This is a genomic window from Flammeovirga sp. OC4, from assembly GCF_000812565.1.
In the GTDB taxonomy this organism is placed as follows: Bacteria; Bacteroidota; Bacteroidia; order Cytophagales; family Flammeovirgaceae; genus Flammeovirga.
Map to the genome: position 1 here is coordinate 1 of NZ_JTAM01000084.1, position 21,341 is coordinate 21,341.

Annotated in this window: 14 protein-coding genes; 5 read left to right on the forward strand and 9 right to left on the reverse strand. The window is 35.0% G+C overall.

The window, feature by feature from the left end; translation table 11 throughout:
* Nucleotides 1-62 precede the first annotated feature (62 nt).
* Nucleotides 63-926, reverse strand: a complete 864-nt coding sequence (locus tag PL77_RS26220; RefSeq protein WP_044211860.1) for a carbohydrate kinase — start codon at nt 924-926, stop codon at nt 63-65.
* 204 nt (nt 927-1,130) lie between these two features.
* On the opposite strand from PL77_RS26220, the gene PL77_RS26225 reads away from it, so the two are divergent.
* Nucleotides 1,131-2,012 carry an AraC family transcriptional regulator gene (locus tag PL77_RS26225; protein WP_044211863.1) on the forward strand — a complete coding sequence of 294 codons (882 nt, stop codon included), beginning with the start codon at nt 1,131-1,133 and terminating at the stop codon, nt 2,010-2,012.
* An 84-nt stretch (nt 2,013-2,096) separates the two neighbouring features.
* On the forward strand, nt 2,097-2,951 hold the full coding sequence (locus PL77_RS26230) for an NAD(P)H-binding protein (protein ID WP_044211864.1): 855 nt from the start codon (nt 2,097-2,099) through the stop codon (nt 2,949-2,951).
* 85 nt (nt 2,952-3,036) lie between these two features.
* Here the strand turns inward: PL77_RS26230 and PL77_RS26235 are convergent, their stop codons facing one another.
* The 4 genes from PL77_RS26235 to PL77_RS26245 all read right to left on the reverse strand — a co-directional run bounded on the left by PL77_RS26235 (nt 3,037) and on the right by PL77_RS26245 (nt 12,187).
* The gene (locus PL77_RS26235) at nt 3,037-6,219 is read right to left on the reverse strand and encodes a T9SS type A sorting domain-containing protein (protein ID WP_044211865.1); all 3,183 of its coding nucleotides are present in this window, start codon (nt 6,217-6,219) and stop codon (nt 3,037-3,039) included.
* 288 nt (nt 6,220-6,507) lie between these two features.
* Nucleotides 6,508-6,741, reverse strand: a complete 234-nt coding sequence (locus PL77_RS31920; protein WP_156152549.1) for a hypothetical protein — start codon at nt 6,739-6,741, stop codon at nt 6,508-6,510.
* 560 nt (nt 6,742-7,301) lie between these two features.
* The gene (locus PL77_RS26240; RefSeq protein WP_044211866.1) at nt 7,302-9,515 is read right to left on the reverse strand and encodes a glycoside hydrolase family 36 protein; all 2,214 of its coding nucleotides are present in this window, start codon (nt 9,513-9,515) and stop codon (nt 7,302-7,304) included.
* Between the two features lie 239 nt (nt 9,516-9,754).
* Nucleotides 9,755-12,187, reverse strand: coding sequence for a hypothetical protein (locus tag PL77_RS26245; RefSeq protein WP_156152550.1), 2,433 nt, complete (start codon nt 12,185-12,187; stop codon nt 9,755-9,757).
* Between the two features lie 911 nt (nt 12,188-13,098).
* Here PL77_RS26245 and PL77_RS26250 point away from each other — a divergent pair.
* The 3 genes from PL77_RS26250 to PL77_RS26260 all read left to right on the forward strand — a co-directional run bounded on the left by PL77_RS26250 (nt 13,099) and on the right by PL77_RS26260 (nt 17,999).
* A complete protein-coding gene (locus PL77_RS26250) occupies nt 13,099-15,624 on the forward strand; it encodes a TonB-dependent receptor (RefSeq protein WP_216595945.1) in 2,526 nt (841 codons plus the stop codon).
* Nucleotides 15,625-15,955: 331 nt separating this feature from the next.
* On the forward strand, nt 15,956-16,315 hold the full coding sequence (locus tag PL77_RS26255; protein ID WP_044211871.1) for a hypothetical protein: 360 nt from the start codon (nt 15,956-15,958) through the stop codon (nt 16,313-16,315).
* Nucleotides 16,316-17,186: 871 nt separating this feature from the next.
* Nucleotides 17,187-17,999: a hypothetical protein gene (locus PL77_RS26260; RefSeq protein ID WP_044211873.1), complete on the forward strand. Its 813-nt coding sequence runs from the start codon at nt 17,187-17,189 to the stop codon at nt 17,997-17,999.
* Nucleotides 18,000-18,070: 71 nt separating this feature from the next.
* On the opposite strand, the gene PL77_RS26265 is transcribed toward PL77_RS26260, so the two are convergent.
* The 4 genes from PL77_RS26265 to PL77_RS31925 are packed head-to-tail and all read right to left on the reverse strand — an operon-like array spanning nt 18,071 to nt 20,942.
* Nucleotides 18,071-19,399 (reverse strand): PCMD domain-containing protein, encoded by a 1,329-nt coding sequence (locus tag PL77_RS26265; RefSeq protein WP_044211874.1) that lies wholly within the window; start codon nt 19,397-19,399, stop codon nt 18,071-18,073.
* Nucleotides 19,400-19,403: 4 nt separating this feature from the next.
* A complete protein-coding gene (locus PL77_RS26270; protein WP_156152551.1) occupies nt 19,404-20,159 on the reverse strand; it encodes a hypothetical protein in 756 nt (251 codons plus the stop codon).
* A 12-nt stretch (nt 20,160-20,171) separates the two neighbouring features.
* Entirely contained in the window at nt 20,172-20,714 is a 543-nt protein-coding gene (locus tag PL77_RS26275; protein ID WP_156152552.1) for a hypothetical protein, read from the reverse strand.
* Between the two features lie 36 nt (nt 20,715-20,750).
* Nucleotides 20,751-20,942 carry a hypothetical protein gene (locus PL77_RS31925; RefSeq protein WP_156152553.1) on the reverse strand — a complete coding sequence of 64 codons (192 nt, stop codon included), beginning with the start codon at nt 20,940-20,942 and terminating at the stop codon, nt 20,751-20,753.
* Nucleotides 20,943-21,341 lie beyond the last annotated feature (399 nt).

Below are 21,341 nucleotides of genomic sequence, written 5' to 3' on the forward strand. Positions count from 1 at the left end.
TAGGACATAAAAGCCTGCAGAATAATTGACTAGAAGTTTGCTGTAATTTAGTTTACAATGTATTAAATACTTTTATAATCAGGCATTGCCCCCTTATGAGTACATACAAAAGCAGCTACCTCTACAGCTTCTTGGTGTAATTCTTTCAATGGTTTTCCCTTGAGCAGTCCCATTACCATTGTTGCTGTAAAAGCATCACCAGCACCAATCGTATCAGCTACATCAACTTTAGGTGTTTTAAAATAAGAGTCTTCATCAGCAGTGACTAAATAAGAACCCTCTTTACCCATTGTAAGAACCACCATTTTAAGATTAAAAAAAGCAATTAAAGCTTTTAACCTCACCACTGTCCGTCCTTCAATCTGAAACATATCAATCAAAACGGTGATTTCATCTTCATTAATCTTTAAAATATCGGCTTCTAATAAACACTTCTCTATCAATGCTTTTGAGTAATATTGTTGTCGGAGATTGATATCAAAAACCTTCAAACAATTTTGTGATACAATACCAAGTGCTTCTTCAATTGCTTTTTTACTTTGCGAGGCCCTTTGTGCCAATGAACCAAAACAGATAGCATCAGCTTCTTTTAGTTTAGATTTTGCCTCATCTGTTAGAAGAATGGTATCCCAGGCTACATTTTCATGAATTGTATAAGACGGTTCTCCTCCCTCTGTTACAGCGACTGTAACTGTCCCCGTTGGTAATTTTGATGGATTGAGAAACGCGGATACGCCTTTCTGTTGTAATAACTCCTCAATTTGATGACCTAGTTTATCATTCGATACCGCACTGATAACGTATGCTTCTGCACCCTGTTGTGCACAATGATAGATGAAGTTTGCCGGTGCACCTCCTAACTGTTTTCCTTCCTTTAAAATATCCCATAGAATTTCTCCTATGCCTATGACAATTGGTTGTTTCATTGTATTCTTTTTCTACTAAAATAGGGATCATCTTTGTGTTTTCTATCATAAAAAAGCGTTTTTTAAAAGGTAAATTTGCGAAAGTAGAATATGAAAGACTTACAGAAATACATATTGAACACTGACTATAACTTAGTTTGCAGTGTATTGAAGTTATATTTACATATTATCTTAACAAAATCTTAAAGAGCATCAGGTTTGAAAATGGAAATAAAACGATTTAAAGAGATCAATACATTTTTTGAAACTACTGGATTTGAAAAAAGAACTGATATTCCAGCATTTTTTGTTTTTCGATTTGAAGAACTAAATATTGATACTGCCTTGAAGATGCCTCCTTATCAAAAAGACTTCTACCAAGTAGCATTGATGATTAATGGAGAGAATGCAAGTGCTTCTATTGATGTTCAATCAACTGATAAACTTGGAAATACTCTTTATTTTCTATCTCCTGATCATATTTTCTCTTGGCAAAGAAATAGTAAAATGACCGGGTTCAATGTCTTTTTTAAAGCAGAATTTCTTGATTTCTTTAGTGGGAATTTTAAAAGTGAGTTTTCATTATTTGATCTTTCTAATAAAAATTTCATCAAACTTGATTCAAAAGAACTTCAAAATATATTGATCGATTTTGAAAAACTATACAAAGAGTATAACACCCCTAATTCTTACCGCCATCAGATTTTACAATCTTCTTTATTGTCGCTCTTATTCAAATGTAAAAGTATTGATGAGGAAAAAGGAAGTACGAAAAATCTATCCAAGAAAGAAGAGACCATTAACCGTTTTAGGAACTTAGTGACGAACAGTTTTATCAAAAATAAAAAAGTGAGTGACTACGCTGACCTATTGAATGTCTCCTCTAATTATCTGAATCAAACGGTAAAGTCAGTGACGGGAAAAACAGCAAAGGAGGTTATTTCCAACCAAATCATTCAAGAAGCCAAACGATATTTGAAATATTCAACTGATGATATTTCTGAAATTAGTTATGCTCTTGGTTATGAAGAACCCACACATTTTATTCGTTTTTTTAAAAATCAAACGCAGATCACCCCAAATGAATATCGAAAAAACCTAATGTAATTTTGGTCATTTTCCCATTGTTTTTGGTTATCAGTCGCCCTCCTTTTTCGCCGACATTTGTAGAAACAAAATTTAAAAAAGACAATGGAAAAAATAATCGTATTAGGAGCAACAGGAAATATTGGTCAAGCTGTTTTAGAACACTTACAAAACAGAGATGTGGAAGTTTATGCAGGTGTGAGAGCTGAAAAAGATTTTGACAAAGTAAAAGGGGCAACTCCCGTTATTGTTGACTTTACAGATCAAGAAAGTTTAGATCATGCCCTTGCGGGTAAACAAAGAGTTTTTCTTGTGACTCCATTGATGCAACACCCAGAGGAAGTAACCAAAAAAGTGATTCAAGCAGCTCAAAAAAATAACTTAAAACATATCGTAAGAAGTACTGCCTCTGGTGCGGATAGTAATGGTCAGATCCAAATGGCACGTTGGGCTGGTAATAGTGAAGACCTTATCAAAGCTTCTGGCTTGAACTACACTATTCTTCAACCTTTCAACTTTGTACAGAACTATATCAATTACTACGGACAAACCATCAAAGAATACAATGGTTTTTACATTCCAAATGGTGATGCTGAATTATCATTATTGGATGTCACTGACCTTGGTGAAGTGGCAGCAATTGCACTTACTAATGAAGAGCATTTTGGTAAAACGTATGCATTGAGCGGCCTTAAATATTCCAATGAAAAGGTAGCAGAAATCATCAGTGATGTCGTTGGAAGAAAAATTTCTTATATCGATGTCCCTGAGGATAAAGCAAAAGAAAGTATGCTTGACAACCAAATGCCTGATTGGCTTGTAGAGGCTATGATGGAATTAAATTATATCATTAAACAAGGATGGACTGCCGGTTATTCAGCAGATTATAAAAACATCACGGGTAAGGAATATACAAGTGCTAAGGCCTACTTTGAGAAGAATAAAAATGCTCTAAAATAGAACTTCATTTTCTTCTCTTAAAACAACAAAGACTTTCACTAGGAAAGTCTTTGTTGTTTTGATACACCTAATTAAATCCATCGATTCAGAAAATTACTTTATGTACACTTCTACTATTTTGATCATAGATATGTACAATGTACAGCCCTCGTAAATTAAGGTTTACTTTTTCCTGACTCCCCGTCAACGCCCTCTCAAAAACCTTTTGACCACTGATGCTATAAATCGTCATCATTTTGCCATTCAATTGATTTTCCGACTGAATATTTAATTCTTGGTGGGAAGCCTTAAATACTTTGATCGTAGGATCGGTAGAATGAACACTCAACGCCCCTTCTTTTCTAATGATAAAAGAGTATGTTTTCGTTAATCCTGTTGGTGAAGTAACCGTAATGGTAAATGTGTTTCCAAATGTTCCATCCCCTTCAATGGCATAAGTAGCCTCTTTATCTTCAGTGAAAGCTGAAACTGTTGGGAAAATACCACCTTGTACCTCAATTTCATGGAATAAAATGGCTGGATTAAAATCTTTATAAAGTACGCCGTCTAAGTAAACTTCTGCTAAGTTGGCATTACTTGCCGCTCCGTCTTCCGTTACAAAATATACTTTGTATTCTTGTTTGAAAAGTGTGTCTTCTGCTGTTACAATAATGGTTGTCACTCCAGGAATTGCAGATGCCGCAATTACTTCTACATTTGCTTTAGCATGACGAGCTGTAGCATTGACCACTGGAATTTCAGTGGCATCGTCTGCAAGTACGTAGTTGTAGGAGTAGACCTCATTTTCAAAGTCTGGTACGGTCACATTGTTTACTGTAAGATCTGCGAGCTGAGCATCTTTATTTTGTTTGTGCACTATCATTGCATTCCCTTTGGTAAACATCATTAATTCTACTTCTGCAGTTGAATTATCATTACTCTCTAAAGCGATGGTATTTATGCCTGCCTCTACTTCAAATTTGCCGGAAATAATCACATCAACCTCTTCTTTTAAATTCCAATTCTGATCATATACTTTGGCTTTCTCTCCACCTCTATATTCAATGTATTGAGAATGTTCAGTCGTTGCTCTAATCATCGTATTTACACTCAAGAAAGATTCTCCAATTCTAAAACGGGGTTGTACAATATTTTGCTCTCCTGACAGTACTCTTACAATAAATTGAGGAGATTGTTTATGGTATTTATTATTCAATTCCAGAGTTTGCCCAAAAGACACTTTCTCGTATGGAGCATACATTCCATCTTCCTGTTTCATATGGAAGTATTGATGATGCTCGTCTTCTGAAGATAAGTCGGAAGTCACTTCTGAATCTTGAGACATCATTTGTATAGGCACTAAAAAGAAATCATCTTCCGTCTCTCTCAGTTCAAATGTGGTATAAGATGCAAACAACCTACCTACATAAATAAAATAGGTATCCATCATTGTTTGTCTCTGTTCCTCTGTTAACAATTTACTCGCCGCTTTCCACTTCGGTAATAACGATAAAAGTTCATCTGTTTTTCCATACGTTTCAAATTCTTCTAGTGTAATACCAAACATTGGATCAGGACGTAGAATTGAGAAGTTTCTCCCGTTATGAGCCGCTTGAATTCCCAACATATAATTTGCCGCTAGAAGGTTTGAAGCCGGTGTTTGAACCCCCTTATTCGTTGTACTATTTCTTTCTAATTTTAAAGAGGGTCTGGCTTTGTTATGATCACCTACAGGAGAAGTCAAATATGCTTTCGTGGAGTTAATTTTATATTCTAAATATCCGGTATCTGGCTCTCTCCCGTTTGACGTTCTGACCACAACAGGATGATCGATCTTCTCATATACTTGCTCGGCAAACTTTCTGAACCCCCAGCTTCCATCAAAAGTATGGATCTCTGCACCATCAAATAATGCATTCGATATCTGGCAATCATTTAAAAGACTAGCATAGTTTGTAGTAAGTGTTTTAAACAATTCAGAGTTGTTTTCGGGAACAAAAACCTGATTATATGCTAAAAGTATTCCCTTAACGTTTGTACCTTCTTGGTGAGCAGAAGTAATGGTGGATAAAAAACCTCGATGATTAAGCGTAAACTTCCAAGTTCCATCTCCCATATCTTCAATACTCTCAATGATCATCAATTCTTGTCCAACCTGTAAATAATTGTATTGAAAGAAAGTAGGTAAAGGTGAGGACAACTTACCAAAACTATTTGCAGCATCATCAAGTGCATCTGGAATAGTGTACCATTCTTCTTTGGGGTGAAATAATATCTCAGTATCAGTATCCAAAACGGCTTGTATTAATGTTCCATCCACCCATGACGCTAAATCATTCGATAGGTTTTCTCCTGAATACAATGGATCATTTTTCCCAATTCCACCACTAACATAATGAATATTAATACTTCTGTTATTTTCTCTTTGCAATTGAGAATATTCTTTCAAAGCGTCCTGACTTCCAAAAATACCATCGACCTCCCAGTTAGGTTTATCTTTTGGCCAAAAACCACCATGCCACATATTTGTAAAAAAGTTTACCGTCGTAACATCAGCTTTATCAAGGTACTCTTCAAAAAGAGGTAATTCTTCAACATTTTGAGGGGCAATATACATTACACTTTGATCCTCAAACATTACTTTCCATTCTTCCACCCATTGTACAGCTCTGTCATAATTCCACTCTCCATCAACTTTTGGATGAGGCATAGACTCATTCCCCCATGCTTGTAAAATGCTTTCGTCTTCCTCTGCCTCATTCGTGTAAGTATATAGAGCAAAACCTCCCTTCTTATTACCTTTATATCTTTCCCATAGATGTTCGAATCGAATTCTCTTAGTTTGATCCACCCCAAATTCATAGACCATATAATTGTAAGCCAATGTTTTCACTTTAGTATCAGTGACACCCAAATACAATTCCATATAGCTTCCTTCAGGCAAGTCACCATAAAAATCAACTAAATCAAATGACAAATAGGTAGGGTGAGGAGTTATCTTAAAAGAAGCATAATAACGATTATCACTTGTAGCAAAGACGTAATCATCTCCCGATGTATAAAAGTTGTCCATTGAAATGGCTTCTTGACCGGGTAGTGTCAATGTAAAATGATTGAAATTGGATACCTCTCGTATTAGCTCTTTCCCACTCTCTAAAGTAATAGAGTTAAACGTACCATCAGTACCCAAAACTAGGGTAAACCGTCCTGTAGAAAAGACCACCTCTTGTGTCACTTTTTCCAAATTTTCTGGTAGTGTTTGAGAAGAAATATCCTGCCCTTTTACCATTTTTATATTAATGAATAGGGTAAATATTATTATTAAAATAGAAGTGGTTCTTAAGTAGTAAAAATGATTCATCAGATTTCTAAAAATGATTGTCTAAAGAGTAAAAAATGTGTAATTACCAGATTGAAAAAAACTTATCAACTGTCTTATTCAACTCAACCCGTTATTAAGTCAAAATGCCTTTAAATTTGATATAGATAATATCTTTTCATCTTTTTTGAAGGCAAAAGCTTCCATTGAACAGAATTGTGTATAATGTGATATGCATACACATTCTATTTCAAAAAGTTAGAAAGGAAAAAAAATTCTTCGTTTCTCTAAGAAAAATAAATGATGGAAAATGCTGCTATTTGTCAACTTATGATTGACAAAAAAGTATTTTGAAGGAGTGTTATTACCATTACCGATGCTACGACCTTCGCTCTTTTCTAAAACAAAATTCATAATACATGTCTCTTGTTGTTCTATAGAAAGTATAGCAAATGGAATAATTGATAGTAATAATAAATATAAGTTTTTCATTACAAATTCATTTTAATCATACTATTGGTATATGGGTAGTCGTAAAATCAAGTAAGGGAAAACCCTTTTCCGTTTTTAATAATTCATTTCTTAATACATCGTAAAGTAAGGTATCTTATTGTTCATTTCGAAGGAAAACAAAATTTGTGAGTAGTCTATATTTTACAATTGTTTGCTTTTTTATAATCCAACAACTGTAATGCTAAGTTTTCGTTAAATTTTAATCAACATTTCTACAAACATGTATAGGCTCCTACTTTCAAACTTCTTTCTTCTTCATTTTTCCATTGATGAAAAACGAAGCAAAAAATCTAGGCTTAGAAGTCAAGGCCAGGAGAAAACTAACAAACTAAAATGGTAGAAAACTCAATGGCGCGAATGTTAAGCGTCAGCCTCATTCGTGTCCTTCAGATCATTAGAAATCTCCTGATTTCTAAATGTCATAAATATTCGAAAATTTAGTTTACAGCGTATTCAGAGTGGGTGATACGAAGTACTTAGAAATAAAAAAAGCATAGGCTCAATTGAACCTATGCTTTCCTGTATTACTGAAATGATAATTACATTACTACTAATTTAAGCGAGAATGATTGTTTAGTATTCCACTTTCTTTCAGAAAGGGTTACCTTCCATAAATTGTCACCAAGGCTTTCTACGTTCTTGATCTCACAATTTTTAGAATTACCCGCTTGAATACCTTTCTTAGAGAAGAAGATAATATCACCTTCTTGAGCACCAGCATCTGTCATTTCAACTTTGATGTTGTTGCCTTTTACTACTAAGTTTTTGATTTCGTTAGCACCCATTGACAAGTGAAGGTTTGAACCTAATACTTTTGGCTTGTCATCAGTGATTGGCGTAAATCTTACAAACTGCGATGAGTTTGAATATAAATTCTTTGCTGTATAGCTGTTTGTAGCATAACCTACCACTTCGTTTTTCCAGAAGTCATATACTGCACATTTTGTATCAGTTGGAAGACCTGCTTTCGCAAAGTCAATCGTTACGTCATTTGATTCTTCTTTGTCTACATTATAAAGGTTGTATACCCCGAAGTTTCCAAATTCTCTTTGTGCATTGAAACCGAATACAGTGTTGTCAGCTGATTCACCCAATGTCACTAATTTTGTTTCTTCAATCACGCCCGGACGCATGATTTCGTAGTTTCTCCAAACTGCTTTTACGTCATCTTTGTCGATAGGCTCAGAGATCATCGCTGTACCACCTGTCAATGCTACAGTGTTGTGCCATGTGTGCCACATGCCTTGTTGAGGAGTATGACCTACTCTACGCGATGGTAACTTGTAATCCAAGTAAGATACATCTGCGTCATTGTTCCACCATACTTTGTGGAAAATCTGGAATCTCAATACAGACTCTAAACAGTGGCTGAAGTGTGCAGGGTGAGAGTCAGGACCTACTCTAGCTGCATCGATAAAACCAATTACACCTCTGGTCGGCTGACCTAAACAAGAAAGGATATACATATCATCACCTGCAGCTTCTCTGTAAAGTGTATATAACTCTCTGAATGTTTGTAATCTTGTCAACTTCGGGTTGTCATATACAGCACCAATACCATTGAAGTCAATCTTGATGTAACCGTATCCTCTCTCTCTAGCATCTTTGATGATGTTGAATAAGAATTCTTTTGCTTTCTCGTTCGTAGGGTTTAACCACTTCGCACCTGAAGGGTGGAATGGGTTAGGGTTCATAAACGCCTCAATACCTTTCGCATTTTTCTGAAGTGCATCTGGATTAGCTTTTGCCCATGGGTGCTCAGGGTTGATCATTAATGGAGCAAACCAAACACCTGGAGTTCCACCAGCAGCTCTGATTTTCTTCGCTACTTCAGCCATACCTGATGGGAATTTTTCGTTCGCAGACCAATCACCATCCATTTTTTGGTAACCATCGTCGATTTGTACGATACCTTTACCAAAAGTATTAGGATTCTCTTCGATTGTTTTCAAGACGTTCATTACGTGCTCTTCGTCAATCTTAGTCGTTCTGTCATACCAGCTACACCATCCGTATACAGGATCTCTGTCTAATTTTGCATTGTGCGTAATTGCTACCCACTTCGTCCAAACATCAATGTTTTTATCCTTATCTTCTTTGATGAAGATCATTTCCTCACTTCTTCTTACTTCACCAGGCTCTACTAATACCTCGTCCATACGAACAACAGCACGGATCTTTTTGTTTGACACGCGTACATTACAGTGGGCATCACCAGGACCTGTAGGACCAATTAAGAATGATTTATCAGTAGTTGTATTGTAAAATAAACCTACCTCTTTGAAACGCTTATCCATTTCGGCTACAGTTTCAGCATGATGGTGCTCCATCAAAGGAGTCACTAACCAATCCTCAGGCTTTGATAAATCAACCTGACCGCCAAAACTTTTATCCATATTGAATAAATCAAAGGCTCTTAATTTTGTATCTTTATTACTCTTATTATGGAAAAATGCCTGAATAGTATAAGCATCTAAATCTTTCAGTTCTCTAACATGAAGCTCAAATCCAAAATTATCTTTTTCAAAATATGCTTTTGTTTGCTCTGCTTTTCCAAAAGGAGTATCCACTATTGTCACTTCAATAGTACCTGTCTGAGGAGTATGGGCCATTCCAATTCTTCTGCTACCACCATCAACATCAAACACACATGTAGAAGATCTGAAAAGCTTCTGAATTTCTTGTTGTGCGAATGACGAAAATATTGGTGCTAAACTTAACACTAAAATTAGTCCTAACTTTATCTTTTTCATTTCACTCAAAATTTTAAAAAATGATTTTAAATACAAAGGCACCTTTATTTTACCTTGTATGTAATTCAGTTGTCACATTGCAATTTTAATTGTTCCTTCCTATCATTCTTTGCTCTTAGCTTACAATTGTTGATAGTGATCTTTATGATGACAATATGAGATATAAAAAACACCTCAAATGAACACTTTTCATGACTTTTTGCTCAAATCTTGCCTATTCCACCTTTTTCTCCATTGGCTTATGGCTCTATTTGATCATCCATAGGAATGGAATAAGTGACCTGCCATGTTCTTGTTTCTGCATCAAAATCAGTTTGCCAATAATCATTTCCGAATTTTTCCTGATCTTTTAAATTGATAAAATCACCATTTCTAGTAATGATGGCCTTAAAGTCCTTATAGTTAGAAATATTTGAAATTGTGAATGGAACATAACCTAAACCATTGGAAAGGTCAACAACCACTTCATCATTTTCTGCGGCAATCATTAGCGGCGTTCTCCGTACCAACTTTCCTTTTTTAATATTGACTTGCAATGTATTTTGATGGGCTTCCCTAAACATAGGTTTCCATGTGTTAGCTTCTTTTTTTATAAATTCCTTAAAGATTTCATTATCGCCATAATAACTGTCGGGTTCATTAGGTAATACACACAATTCAATCACTGCATCAATCTTATCGCCCTTCTGCAATGATCGGACTGATGCTGGTAAGTTCAATTCTATCAACGTTACATATTTATTTATTCGCTTGCTGAAATGAACATACGTAGAAAATTTTGGTTCAATTAATTTACCATCAACAATAGATTTCCACTCTCTCAAGATCAACCCCCTATTGGCCCATGTTCCATATTTACCTGGAAGTTGATTTTCTGCATTATGCATACTTGCCCAAGGAGCAGCCCCAGGTGCATCAATATTTTGATGGGAGTAGCCCTCTCTTTCCCTTTCATTTTCTATATCCAATAATACGCCATTTTCATTGCCATAAGCAAAGTTATGTTCGTGACTAAAAGCGTAAGTCTCCGAACCAAATTGAGCAATTGCTAAACGATTAAACTCTAAGGTCTCATTTACAATCAACTCTACATGATAATAGGCTCTTAAATAATCATTGGAACGAATCAGAAAAGTGGTCAATTTATAGTCGGCTTCATCCTTTTCCGTTTTCCCTCTATAAATGACTTCAGATAAGTTAGGACAATTACGTTTGTAGTCCACACGAATCTCCTTAATTTGCTTTAGTTCTCCCCTTAGTCCATAAAACCTTAAAAAGTCTCCACCTCCAACGTTGGGTGTCCAATCGTATTTTCGTGGTTCGGGTACCATTTTCTTTGTACTTTGGACAAACAGTGGACGTACATCAGTGATCATTGACTGTGTTGAACCCCCATAAGGTTCATAGCAGATACTTTCGCCAAAAGCTCCAACCGCTGTTTCTTCCCATAATTGATGACTTGTTGGGTTTTTCTTGCCCCAAGATGATAATGATAACTGACTATGTGATACCGCAGGCAAACTTCCCCAAAAACCTGAAACTCTTGTCAATTCCAATTCTATCGTTTGATGAGGGGGAATCACCATCATGGTGTACCCTCTGACCCAAGGCCCTACAAACCTACTGTAATAATCTGTATGCCAGTTTTTCGAAATTTGAATTGGTATTCCGGTTGGATGTCCATCTTTATCTCTTAAAATCATTGAACAGCCTGTAATCGCTTTTACTTTATCCGTTTTTTCAAAAATAAAACGTTCCAACTGTTCAGTATTTGAAGGGTTATGGAGAATCAGTTTCGTTCTTTCCATTCCAAACTTTGGCTCCATGTTACCATTTAACTTTACTACCGTTGCTTGTCGTTGAGTATCTCTGTAAGCTTGTAATCGTTCAAAAGGTCTATTCTTATCAGAAGCCACTACTACTGTTACCTCATCATTTTTTTGGAATGTATGACGTACTTTGAATAATGCTGAAAGCGATTTATTCGATAACTTCCCTTCTATCTTTACACTATTGGCATTACTCCTAACGAAGCTTTCACTATTACTTGAATATAATTCCCACAGCATTTCATGTTTACCTTGTACCGTTACAATACCACTGTTAGAGCGAGTGATTTTATACATCTCTTCAGGAAAATTGAATTCAATATGAAGTTTCATTTCATCTTCCGGCAGGAAACTCTCTTCATAAGTCAATGTAAATGAAAAAGCATCCGTCCAAGAAGCAATCTCTAAACCAAACTCGAAAAGCGGCCCATCTTCTAAGCGTAAGCCATCAATAAATCTCCTTTGATAAAACTTTCCTCCTTCAACCCACTCCCCCATATAGTCTTCCGTTCCTTCTCCTCTGATCACTTTAAACTTTTCGCCATTGTACTCCAAATACATTGTCATTAAGTCTAAATCTACCTCTTCTACTAACTGTTTCATACGGTGTTTTCTCTCAAAAGGAGCTACACTTCTGAACTGTGTAAATTTGAGATCATGTGGATTGAAACGTAAGAAATGGAAATCAGTGTGAATATGAAACTCTGTTGCTTCCCCTAATTTTTCAGGAAAATACATGTGCGTATTAGTTGACGCAAAATCCCAAAGTTGTAAAGGAAGTTGAGCAAATAAGTTGGAGCAAGAGATAGATAAAATTAAAAAAGTAATGAAATTTTTCATCATGTTATTCAATAATTTCATTTTTGGCAATAATTAATTATTAGGGTATTTCCAGCAAAAGCAGTTGTTAATACCTATTCATTTCTCCACAAACATATTATATGCAACAGAATTGTGTTGATTATTATTTATCAATTCATTGTCTTTTATTTACAAACAAAGATTATCGAAGAACTTATTATAGTGTCTACGGCCATAGTGTAAACTTAATTTTCATCAACTTTTAATTAGCCTTTCTACAAACATTTATAGGATCAACTTTCAAGCTTCTATCCTCTTCCAATTGTGCTAGAAAAACAGCATTCAAAATCATAAAAATTGATAATTCTACTTTTTTAGGCTCAAAAACAATCAAATGATTGATTAAAAATGGAGTGTAAATTCCAATGTTATGTAAATATGAATAAGCGTATAATATTTACTAAAACTCTTTTTTGACGTAGCAAACAACCTCAAAGTAATACATCACTTTTATTACGATGTATTTGATTACAAAATGAAAAATCGTTGTTTTTAGTGTTATTAAAGGTGTTGCTAGATCCTATTTCAGCCATTATTTCCAGTAACAAAATAACATTAAGAGTAACTTCAGGAGCTTAGTTTTTTAGCTCTAAAAATTTATTTGTTCCCTCTCCTATATTATCAAATGCATTTCCCAATGCATTGTAATTCAATTGATTTTAAAGAATAGAAGTTAATTTTTTATCACTTTAAGAACTATTCGAACGTTCTATCAATTGTTATTTAAAGAGAGCGTGAATTATGATTAAATAAAGTCAATGAGTTTAAAGGTAAACATAGAGTTCACATTGTGAGTATTGTTTTGCCGACGGATTTAATAACCAAGAAAAATTCTAAACGCAATTACAATTACAATGTTCAAAACAAGAAAAACTTTAATTGTAGCTTTATTCATGCTATTCTCTAGCATTGCTTTTTCACAGACTATCCTAAAGGGTAGTTTGGTAGATACTTCTAACGGGGAACCTATCATTGGTGCAAATGTGACCATTGTGGGAACCACCACCGGAGCTATCTCTGACTATAATGGTCATTTTAGCTTTGAAGCAAAGAAAACAGGAGAACAAAAGCTTTCAATTTCATTTGTAGGAATGCAACCTATCTATCGAAATGTCTTACTCAATGGAGGCCTTTTGGATTTAGGTACTTTTAAAATGGAAGCCGATGCAATAGGGCTAGAAGAAGTGGAAGTCATGGCCTCTATTGCGGTCGATCGTAAAACACCCGTTGCTGCGGCATCCATTTCGGCTGAAGATATTGAGACCAAAGTTGGAAATCAAGACTTCCCTCAAGTCTTAAAGTCCACTCCAGGCGTATATGTATCGGGAGCAGGAGGTGGATTCGGAGATTCTAGAATTTCACTTCGAGGTTTTGACTCTGAAAATGTTGCTGTAATGATCAACGGTGTTCCTGTCAATGATATGGAAAATGGGAAAGTGTATTGGTCCAATTGGGCGGGCTTAAATGATGTCACGAAGACCATGCAAGTACAAAGAGGATTAGGAGCTTCAAAACTGGCCGTACCATCTGTTGGAGGTACGATCAATATCATCACCAAAGCCACCGATGCTCAAAAAGGAGGAAGTGTATACATGGGTATGGGCAACGATGGATATTTAAAAACGGGGCTTACCTTGTCCACTGGTTTAATGAAAAATGGTCTTGCAGTGACCACCTCCTTATCAAGAACATCAGGGAATGGCTACGTTGACGGTACTCCTTTTGAGGGGTATTCCTACTTTCTGAATGTCGCCAAGCAAATCAATAAAAAACATACTTTATCCTTCACCACTTTTGGTGCTCCTCAAAGTCATGGCCAAAGAAGAACATACCTCACTGATGAGGAATACAACAAATATGGGAACAGGTATAATGCAGATTGGGGATACAAAGATGGTAAAGCGTTCAATACCAACGTCAACTCTTATCACAAACCACAGATGTCATTAAACTGGTATTGGACCATCAATGATAAAACGGATTTAGCTACAACGGCTTATGTTTCGGTAGGCCGAGGAGGTGGAACAGGATTGACTTCCAACGCCCCTTATGGACAGCAGTTAAATGTCAATGATTTTAGAAATGAAAATGGCATTATTGATTTTGATGCCTTTGTAAGAGCCAATCAAGAACAATTCAAAAATTCCAACGGTCAATACTCTAGTGTTTTCCGAAAATCTCATAACAATCATTTATGGACTGGTGCGGTATCTACCCTAACGCATAAGGCAAATGATTATTGGACCATAACTGGCGGTATTGATTTACGCTATTATAAAGGTCAACACTATCAAACCGTAGAAGACTTAATGGGGAATGACTATTATATTGATCGCTCCAATCAATCAACGGGGCCAAGGAAAGTGAGAGTGGGTGATAAAATGGGCTATAATAATGATGGTATCGTTCAATGGCAAGGTCTTTTTGGGCAAGTGGAATATTCTAAAGATCAGTTAACCTGGTTTATGTCTGCCGCAGCGTCACATCAAGCCTACAAAAGAATCGACTATTTCAAATACAAAGAAGGTACAAAAGAAACAGACTGGCAGAGTTTTTTTGGAGGATCCATCAAAACTGGTGCGAATTATAATATTGATGAACATCATAATGTGTTTGTCAATGCTGGTTTTATTTCTCGCCAACCTTTTATGAACGCTGTATTCCTCAATTATAAAAACGATATCAACAAGAAGGCAACCAATGAAAAAATACTTTCAGGAGAGATAGGATACGGTTATCGAACAAAGGGCTTCAGAGTGAATGTCAATGCCTACTACACTTTATGGAAAGATAAAGCGTTTACCAAAACCGTGTACGATACCAACGGACAATCCTACACTGCCAATTTATTAGGAGTAGATGCTTTACATAAAGGAATTGAACTCGATGCAGTATGGCAACCCACCCGAAAACTAACAATAACAGCAATGGCCTCAGTCGGTGATTGGAAGTGGCTAAACAATCTTGAAAATGTAAAGATTTTTGATGATCAACAAAATGAGATCGACGAAGTAAATGTGTTTATGAAAAACAAACATGTGGGAAACTCTGCCCAAACTACTGCCGCTATTGGCGTGACTTACGAAGTATTACCGAGGTTAAGAGTGATGGGTGATTGGAATTTCTATGGCAACTTATATGCTGATTATGATGTGACCAAACTCAATAACCCAGCTTATAAAAATACAAGTATGTACAGACTTCCTGATTACGACCTTGTTGACCTAGGGGCTTCCTATGCTTTTAAAATAGGTCACTTTACTGGAATGATAAATCTTAAGGTAAACAATGTCTTTGATACACAGTACGCAGTTCAAGGACAACAAGGCGGACTCAATGAGATGGGGCGTCCAACGCTAAGAGGTTATTACAGAGGTATAGGTCGAACTTACTCTATTGGGCTGAAAATTAGCTTCTAGTATAAATATTGGTAAGCCGTAAATAAAAAAGTTTTCCTTCGTTTTTATGAGGGGAAACTTTTTTCAATTTTATTGAAAATGAGACAAATGTAAGGTTTCACGATAGTTTTACAATTAGGCAAAAATCTCCTATTCCAAAAACAAAATAAAGACTTGAAAAAATATAAAACACTTTAATAATATTCTTTTATTTATATACAAACATTGAATAAATCCTACAATTAGGTTTTTTTTCCAATTTCTCCTCACATACCTTTTGAATTTATAATTATTTGATTTACATTGAAATATACTTGAATTATAATTACTTTCATCAGTTACCCCTCAGTGCATGAAAACCATTACCCCTTTAACCATCTTCATCACGCTTTCAATCTTTGCCATGGGATTCCATCTATCGCCACTTGTAGCAGGAACAGAAATGGAGAACATCATTAGTATTGAAAATAATACTCCAGAAGAAGTCGTTCAGAAAATCAATCAACGACTAAGAGACAATCATCAACGTCATTTACAATGTGTATACAAAAACGGAGATATTTTAATTGAAAATAAAACAGAAGTGTTGTATACAGTTACTTACAATAAAGATTATAAGTATTCAACTGGTTTTGATCGATACCACAACTTGAAATACTTATATATTACTCATGGTACTAAGATTATCGAATACCATCAGTTTGCAAAGTAAGAAGAATATAAAAAAGTGTATTATTGAAGAGTCATTCAGTCTTATTAGAAGGTTGAATGACTTTTTTATGCTCTACTTTTTCTTTAAGTTATATATAAACTGTAAACTAAATTATCGTAGATTACAACAATTACTTTTGTGAAGGACAAATGTGTATTGTGGTTCGCGAGGACGTTGCAATGCAACGTCCCTACAGAACTGCATTTTAGAAGATTATTATTAAACCTTTGTCTTTTGACATTTAATTAGGCAATCATTTAGTAGTCTCTAAATCGGCCTTGAAGGGAAAAGCGTTAAGAATTTTATGTATTGAGCCGTTAAAAATGATTTTGTTGTTTGAGCTTTAGCGAGTTTAAAATCATTTTGGCGAGAGAAATGAAATTTAGCTTTTGACTTCTAAGCCTTGAATTTTTTGCTTCGTTTTTGTTTCAAGACAAAAATGAAGAAGAAGGAAGTTTGAAAGTAGACTCTATAATTGCTTGCAGAGAGATTGATTAAAAGTTGACGATAATTTAGTTTACAATACGTCCAATAGAATAAAATGAATTTTCTAAGCCTTCATATATAGATAAAGGCAAAGGTTGAAAACTTCATCATTTATGACCTCTTTTACCAAGCCTTCAAAATAGTATTAATTTTTTAGAGAATTCATAGTAATACATTTTGTTTTCATTTGCATCATCATTAACTTTCTAATAGACGAAAATAGTTCAGAAGCTAAAAGGAGTTTGACAAGAAAATGTTCTTAGTTTGTAAATCAAAAAAAAAAGCATTTCAAGCTAAAAACCCTTACTTTTTTAACTCATCGTCAGACCAAAAACACTGATTTTAAGATCATTATTTGCTATAAAATTATAATAAATCCAAAACTATGAGAAAAACATTTCTATCTGCAATTATCACTTTTTTTGTTACAGCATTGACAATTTCTTCCACTTTTGCTCAGACGGAAAATGAGATGAAAGAAATCATTACTAAGATGGTCGAAAAAAATAAAAAAGGGTATAATAAAGAAAATGTAGAACAATTGATGCAATTCCTACACCCTAGCCTTACCATCAAAGTAACAAGAACATCTGTTGATGGTAAAAGACGTCATTTTTCCATGGGCAAAGAAGATTATAAAAATGCTCTGCATAATCAAATAGAGCAAAATGTACATAGAGAATCAGACTTAGATATTTTTTCTACCAAAGTACAAGGTAATTTAGGTATATGTACCTTTGCTTTAAAATACAACCTCATCAACGACCAAAGTAGAAGAGTGCTATCAAAAGGTTCGGAATTCATTACAGCTACATTTGTAGCTCAGAAAGGAAAATGGTCCATAATAGATTTTAATGTGACTGTATTAGAGGAGGAACAATTTCAAGGGAAATGTACTTGTGAAGTCTACTCTAACCCCAATACTGGTAGTATCATCACAAAAGTAACAGCACCTAAAGGAAACCGATTTGAAAGTGAAAACAATAGTCTTTATTCAAAAAATAAAGACGGAAAAACATATTTCACTGTAAAGGGTATTACTTTTATTTGGTATAATAAAAAAGAAGTATGGACAGTTGATTCTTCTTATAAAAGAATTGAAATGTTAGCTAAAGCTCAGAATAAGCAAGAAGCTATGAAGGCATTGATGATGTATATTTATAAAACAGAATGTTCGGAAATGAAGATGATATTCTAATTTAAAAATTATACTTCACAACTTTAAGGAGTCATTCTTTATCAGATAAAGAATGACTCCTTCTTAATTTATCAGTATTTCAATTGAAAATCTTTCACTCTCAATTCACTTCCTACGCCACCTCTAAAATTGGCACCATCAAAACTGGAAGAATATACGACAATAATATGGGTGGGCTCTTGATCAGAAGAAGCAAATCCATGTTCCGGCATTCTTTCATTGGAAGAAGAAGGCATCATAAAAGGTTCTAAACCATTATGATTTCCATATAGGAACGGCATGTTGATCGTTTCAAAAGAGTTCATGGTTTCATCTGATCTATACCAAGCTGTCGCCAATCGATAACGCTTTTCATCTTCACCACTTCCTTCTCTCACTTGCAATAAAACATAGACATCACATTGGTCCATATTTCCATTGTAAGGTGCTGGTATGTATTGAATGTCTGTTTCAAAACTTTTAGGCTGATCTGTAAACGGGATACCGAAATCTGTTCTCACATTAGTGAGTCCACTTCCTTGGATCTCACCCACAAAAAGAGAACCTGCCGCCACAACACCCAAAGCTGAAGTGGTTTTTAAAGTTGTGTATTCGTATTCCTCTTCTGAGGGGGAAGGGTACACAGTTCTTACTCCCGTTGGAATGATCAAATCCGCTGCTCCTACATCACCAGTTCTCCAAGGTGTCCCTTCAAAATCTTCACCGGGAATGTAGAACTTTCTACTGTTATTGGATTCATCGGACTTACGACCTCCATAATACCAAGTCATAAAATCAGAGTACAGAATTTGATCGCCAATTCTCTCCGTATCACCATCTTCATACATCACATTGACGGTCCATTCAATCTCATCAAAAATAAAGACGACACCCTCAGAAAAATCACGAACATCATACGGATAAGGAACTACCGGTACAGCTTCAGGAGCGTAGTCAAACGTTTTAATAGTTAGATTTTTAATATCTGCGTTGTCTTCAATCACCACATCAATTGTATGATTACTTTGATTAATATCTGCGGAGATTTGCCCTTCGATTTCGAAATTATGGAATACAATATCAAAATCATCTTCAATGACAGAGACCGTCCATTCATATTCTTGGTAAGTGGAGACCACAAATTTCACGTCTTGTGTATAATCCGTAACCTCATAAGGATCTGGGATTATGGTCGCATCTTCTGTCAGTTCAATTCCTGTAACATGCAATACTGACAGATCTGTTCCATAAGGCACTCTTATTTCTACACTTTGATCCTCTTCTGAAATAATGGCATTGCCACTTTGTTCTTCCAGTTGAAAAGATATGATTTTACCAAAAACATAGGGATATGGAATGTCATTTTTAATACAAGCCCCTAGACCTAAAGTAACCGTTAATAGTAATATAATTTTTTTCATGTGTTTAGATAAATAAAGTTAGACCAATGTTTAAAGAGAAAATATCCAAGTCGAAGTTGGCACTGCTCGTCGTTCTAGAACCCGTATTGACTTGATTTTCGACCTGTTCAGTATTCTTGAAATTGAAGCCGATTACATCCATTTTTACTTCCAAGGCCAGGTTATTGTTGATGAAAGCCACCATGCCTGGAGAAATTCCGATATTCAACTCATGCAAAGTAGAGTGAACCCCCACAATATCATGGGGACCGTTTTCCATATTCAGACTTTTAGATTGCCCATAACCATAAGATAAACTCACTTCATTGAACAAGCCGAATCGGTTTCCCTTTCCCAAACTGATATAATTCCTCATAAAGAAAGTAGTGTACACCATGTGGGAAACGTCACTCATTCCTTCTACCGATAGGTTAATATCGTCCCCAAGATCTAGTTGTAAATTATCAATATTCAATCCTTTTCTAGCATAGGTCACACGCCCACCTATAGCTAAATCATCCTTTACGAAATAGCCAAAAAATGGACTTATCCTTAAATTATAACCGCTTCCATCCCATTCATTCAAAACCAAAAATTGGTAATTATCATTGAAATGCTGAGAGTAATTAAAGGAGGCTCCGACCATCCATTGTCCTTTGGGTATGAAGGTTCTATTTGTGATACCTCGGTCATAAGCGGGTTCCTTTTCTTTCGTTTCAGCATAAGAGATCAGTGTCAAAAACAACATTAATGACGATAGATAAATTGATTTAAGTTTCATGATTTTTGATTTTTAGATTGTAGCTTTTTCTTTAAAATATTTGATTTGTGCTTTGTGATAGGATTTCAATTTCTTCCATTCTTTTCCTTTAAGACAGTATTGATAATCCACTTTTTTTAATCGGTTAACGGCCTGCACCAGCGGAATTGGCGAGACTACTAATACCAGCGGTGCCACTGTAACCCCTACACATACAGCCCCAACTCCCAACACTTGAGAGAATCGGCCTCTTTTGTGTCTTTTTGTATGATAATATTGTTTGGTTTCTTCTTTTAATGGTTGAATTTTAGCGTATTCCTCCATAAAATCAACAGTCTTGTTGTAGGTCTCCACTGACTCATAGCGAATCGATTCTATATCCTCTACATCGATGACATGAAGCTTTTTATCACGCATATACACAAAAGTAGACACATCACTAAACCGTTTTCCTCTTTTCCATTCTTTTTTGGTAATGGAAACCACTTGTTCATCTTTTAAGTGAAGGTTGATATTGTCCATTTCAGTTGGAATAGATATAGCAGAAGCAATGGCTTGTATAACGATGATTGACATAAGGGTAGCAATTAAATTTTTTGAAGAATTTTTCAATTAATCAACAGTGTCTTTGGCTTCGAAAAGTAATTCTATAAAAGACTTATAATTTTTTTGATCTAATTTGTTTTCTAATGAGTGTTCCTCAATGGTCTCCTTAATAATTTGGAAGCCTGCCTTGGTTTGATCTTGTGTCATTAACACAAGACTATAAAAAACAATAAAAACGACTAGTAGTATATTTTTCATGATTTAGATTGATTTAGTTTCCAAAACAGGAAACAATTAGATAATAGGTTTCTACTTCATGTATTTTAAATAACATGAATAGGTTAAGTTAAATGATAAAAAGGTTCGTTATTACTTCCATTAACTTGTAATGGTTATCGATATCACCCAGGTAATTATTAACTGAACGTATCGTTTTATTCGAAGTCTAATTTCATTTTTCATAAGGCAAATTTTAAATAGTTTCCCATTTAGGAAACCAATTGATTATGGCAATTTTTTATTATGATTTTCAGTAAAAAAAAATTTCAAAAATCTATCTTTTGGTTCGTCAATGTTATTCTAACTCTCAACTTAAGTTTCTGAAAATAGAAACTAATGATTTATACTTCAACCAAATACTAAATTCACTTTATTGCA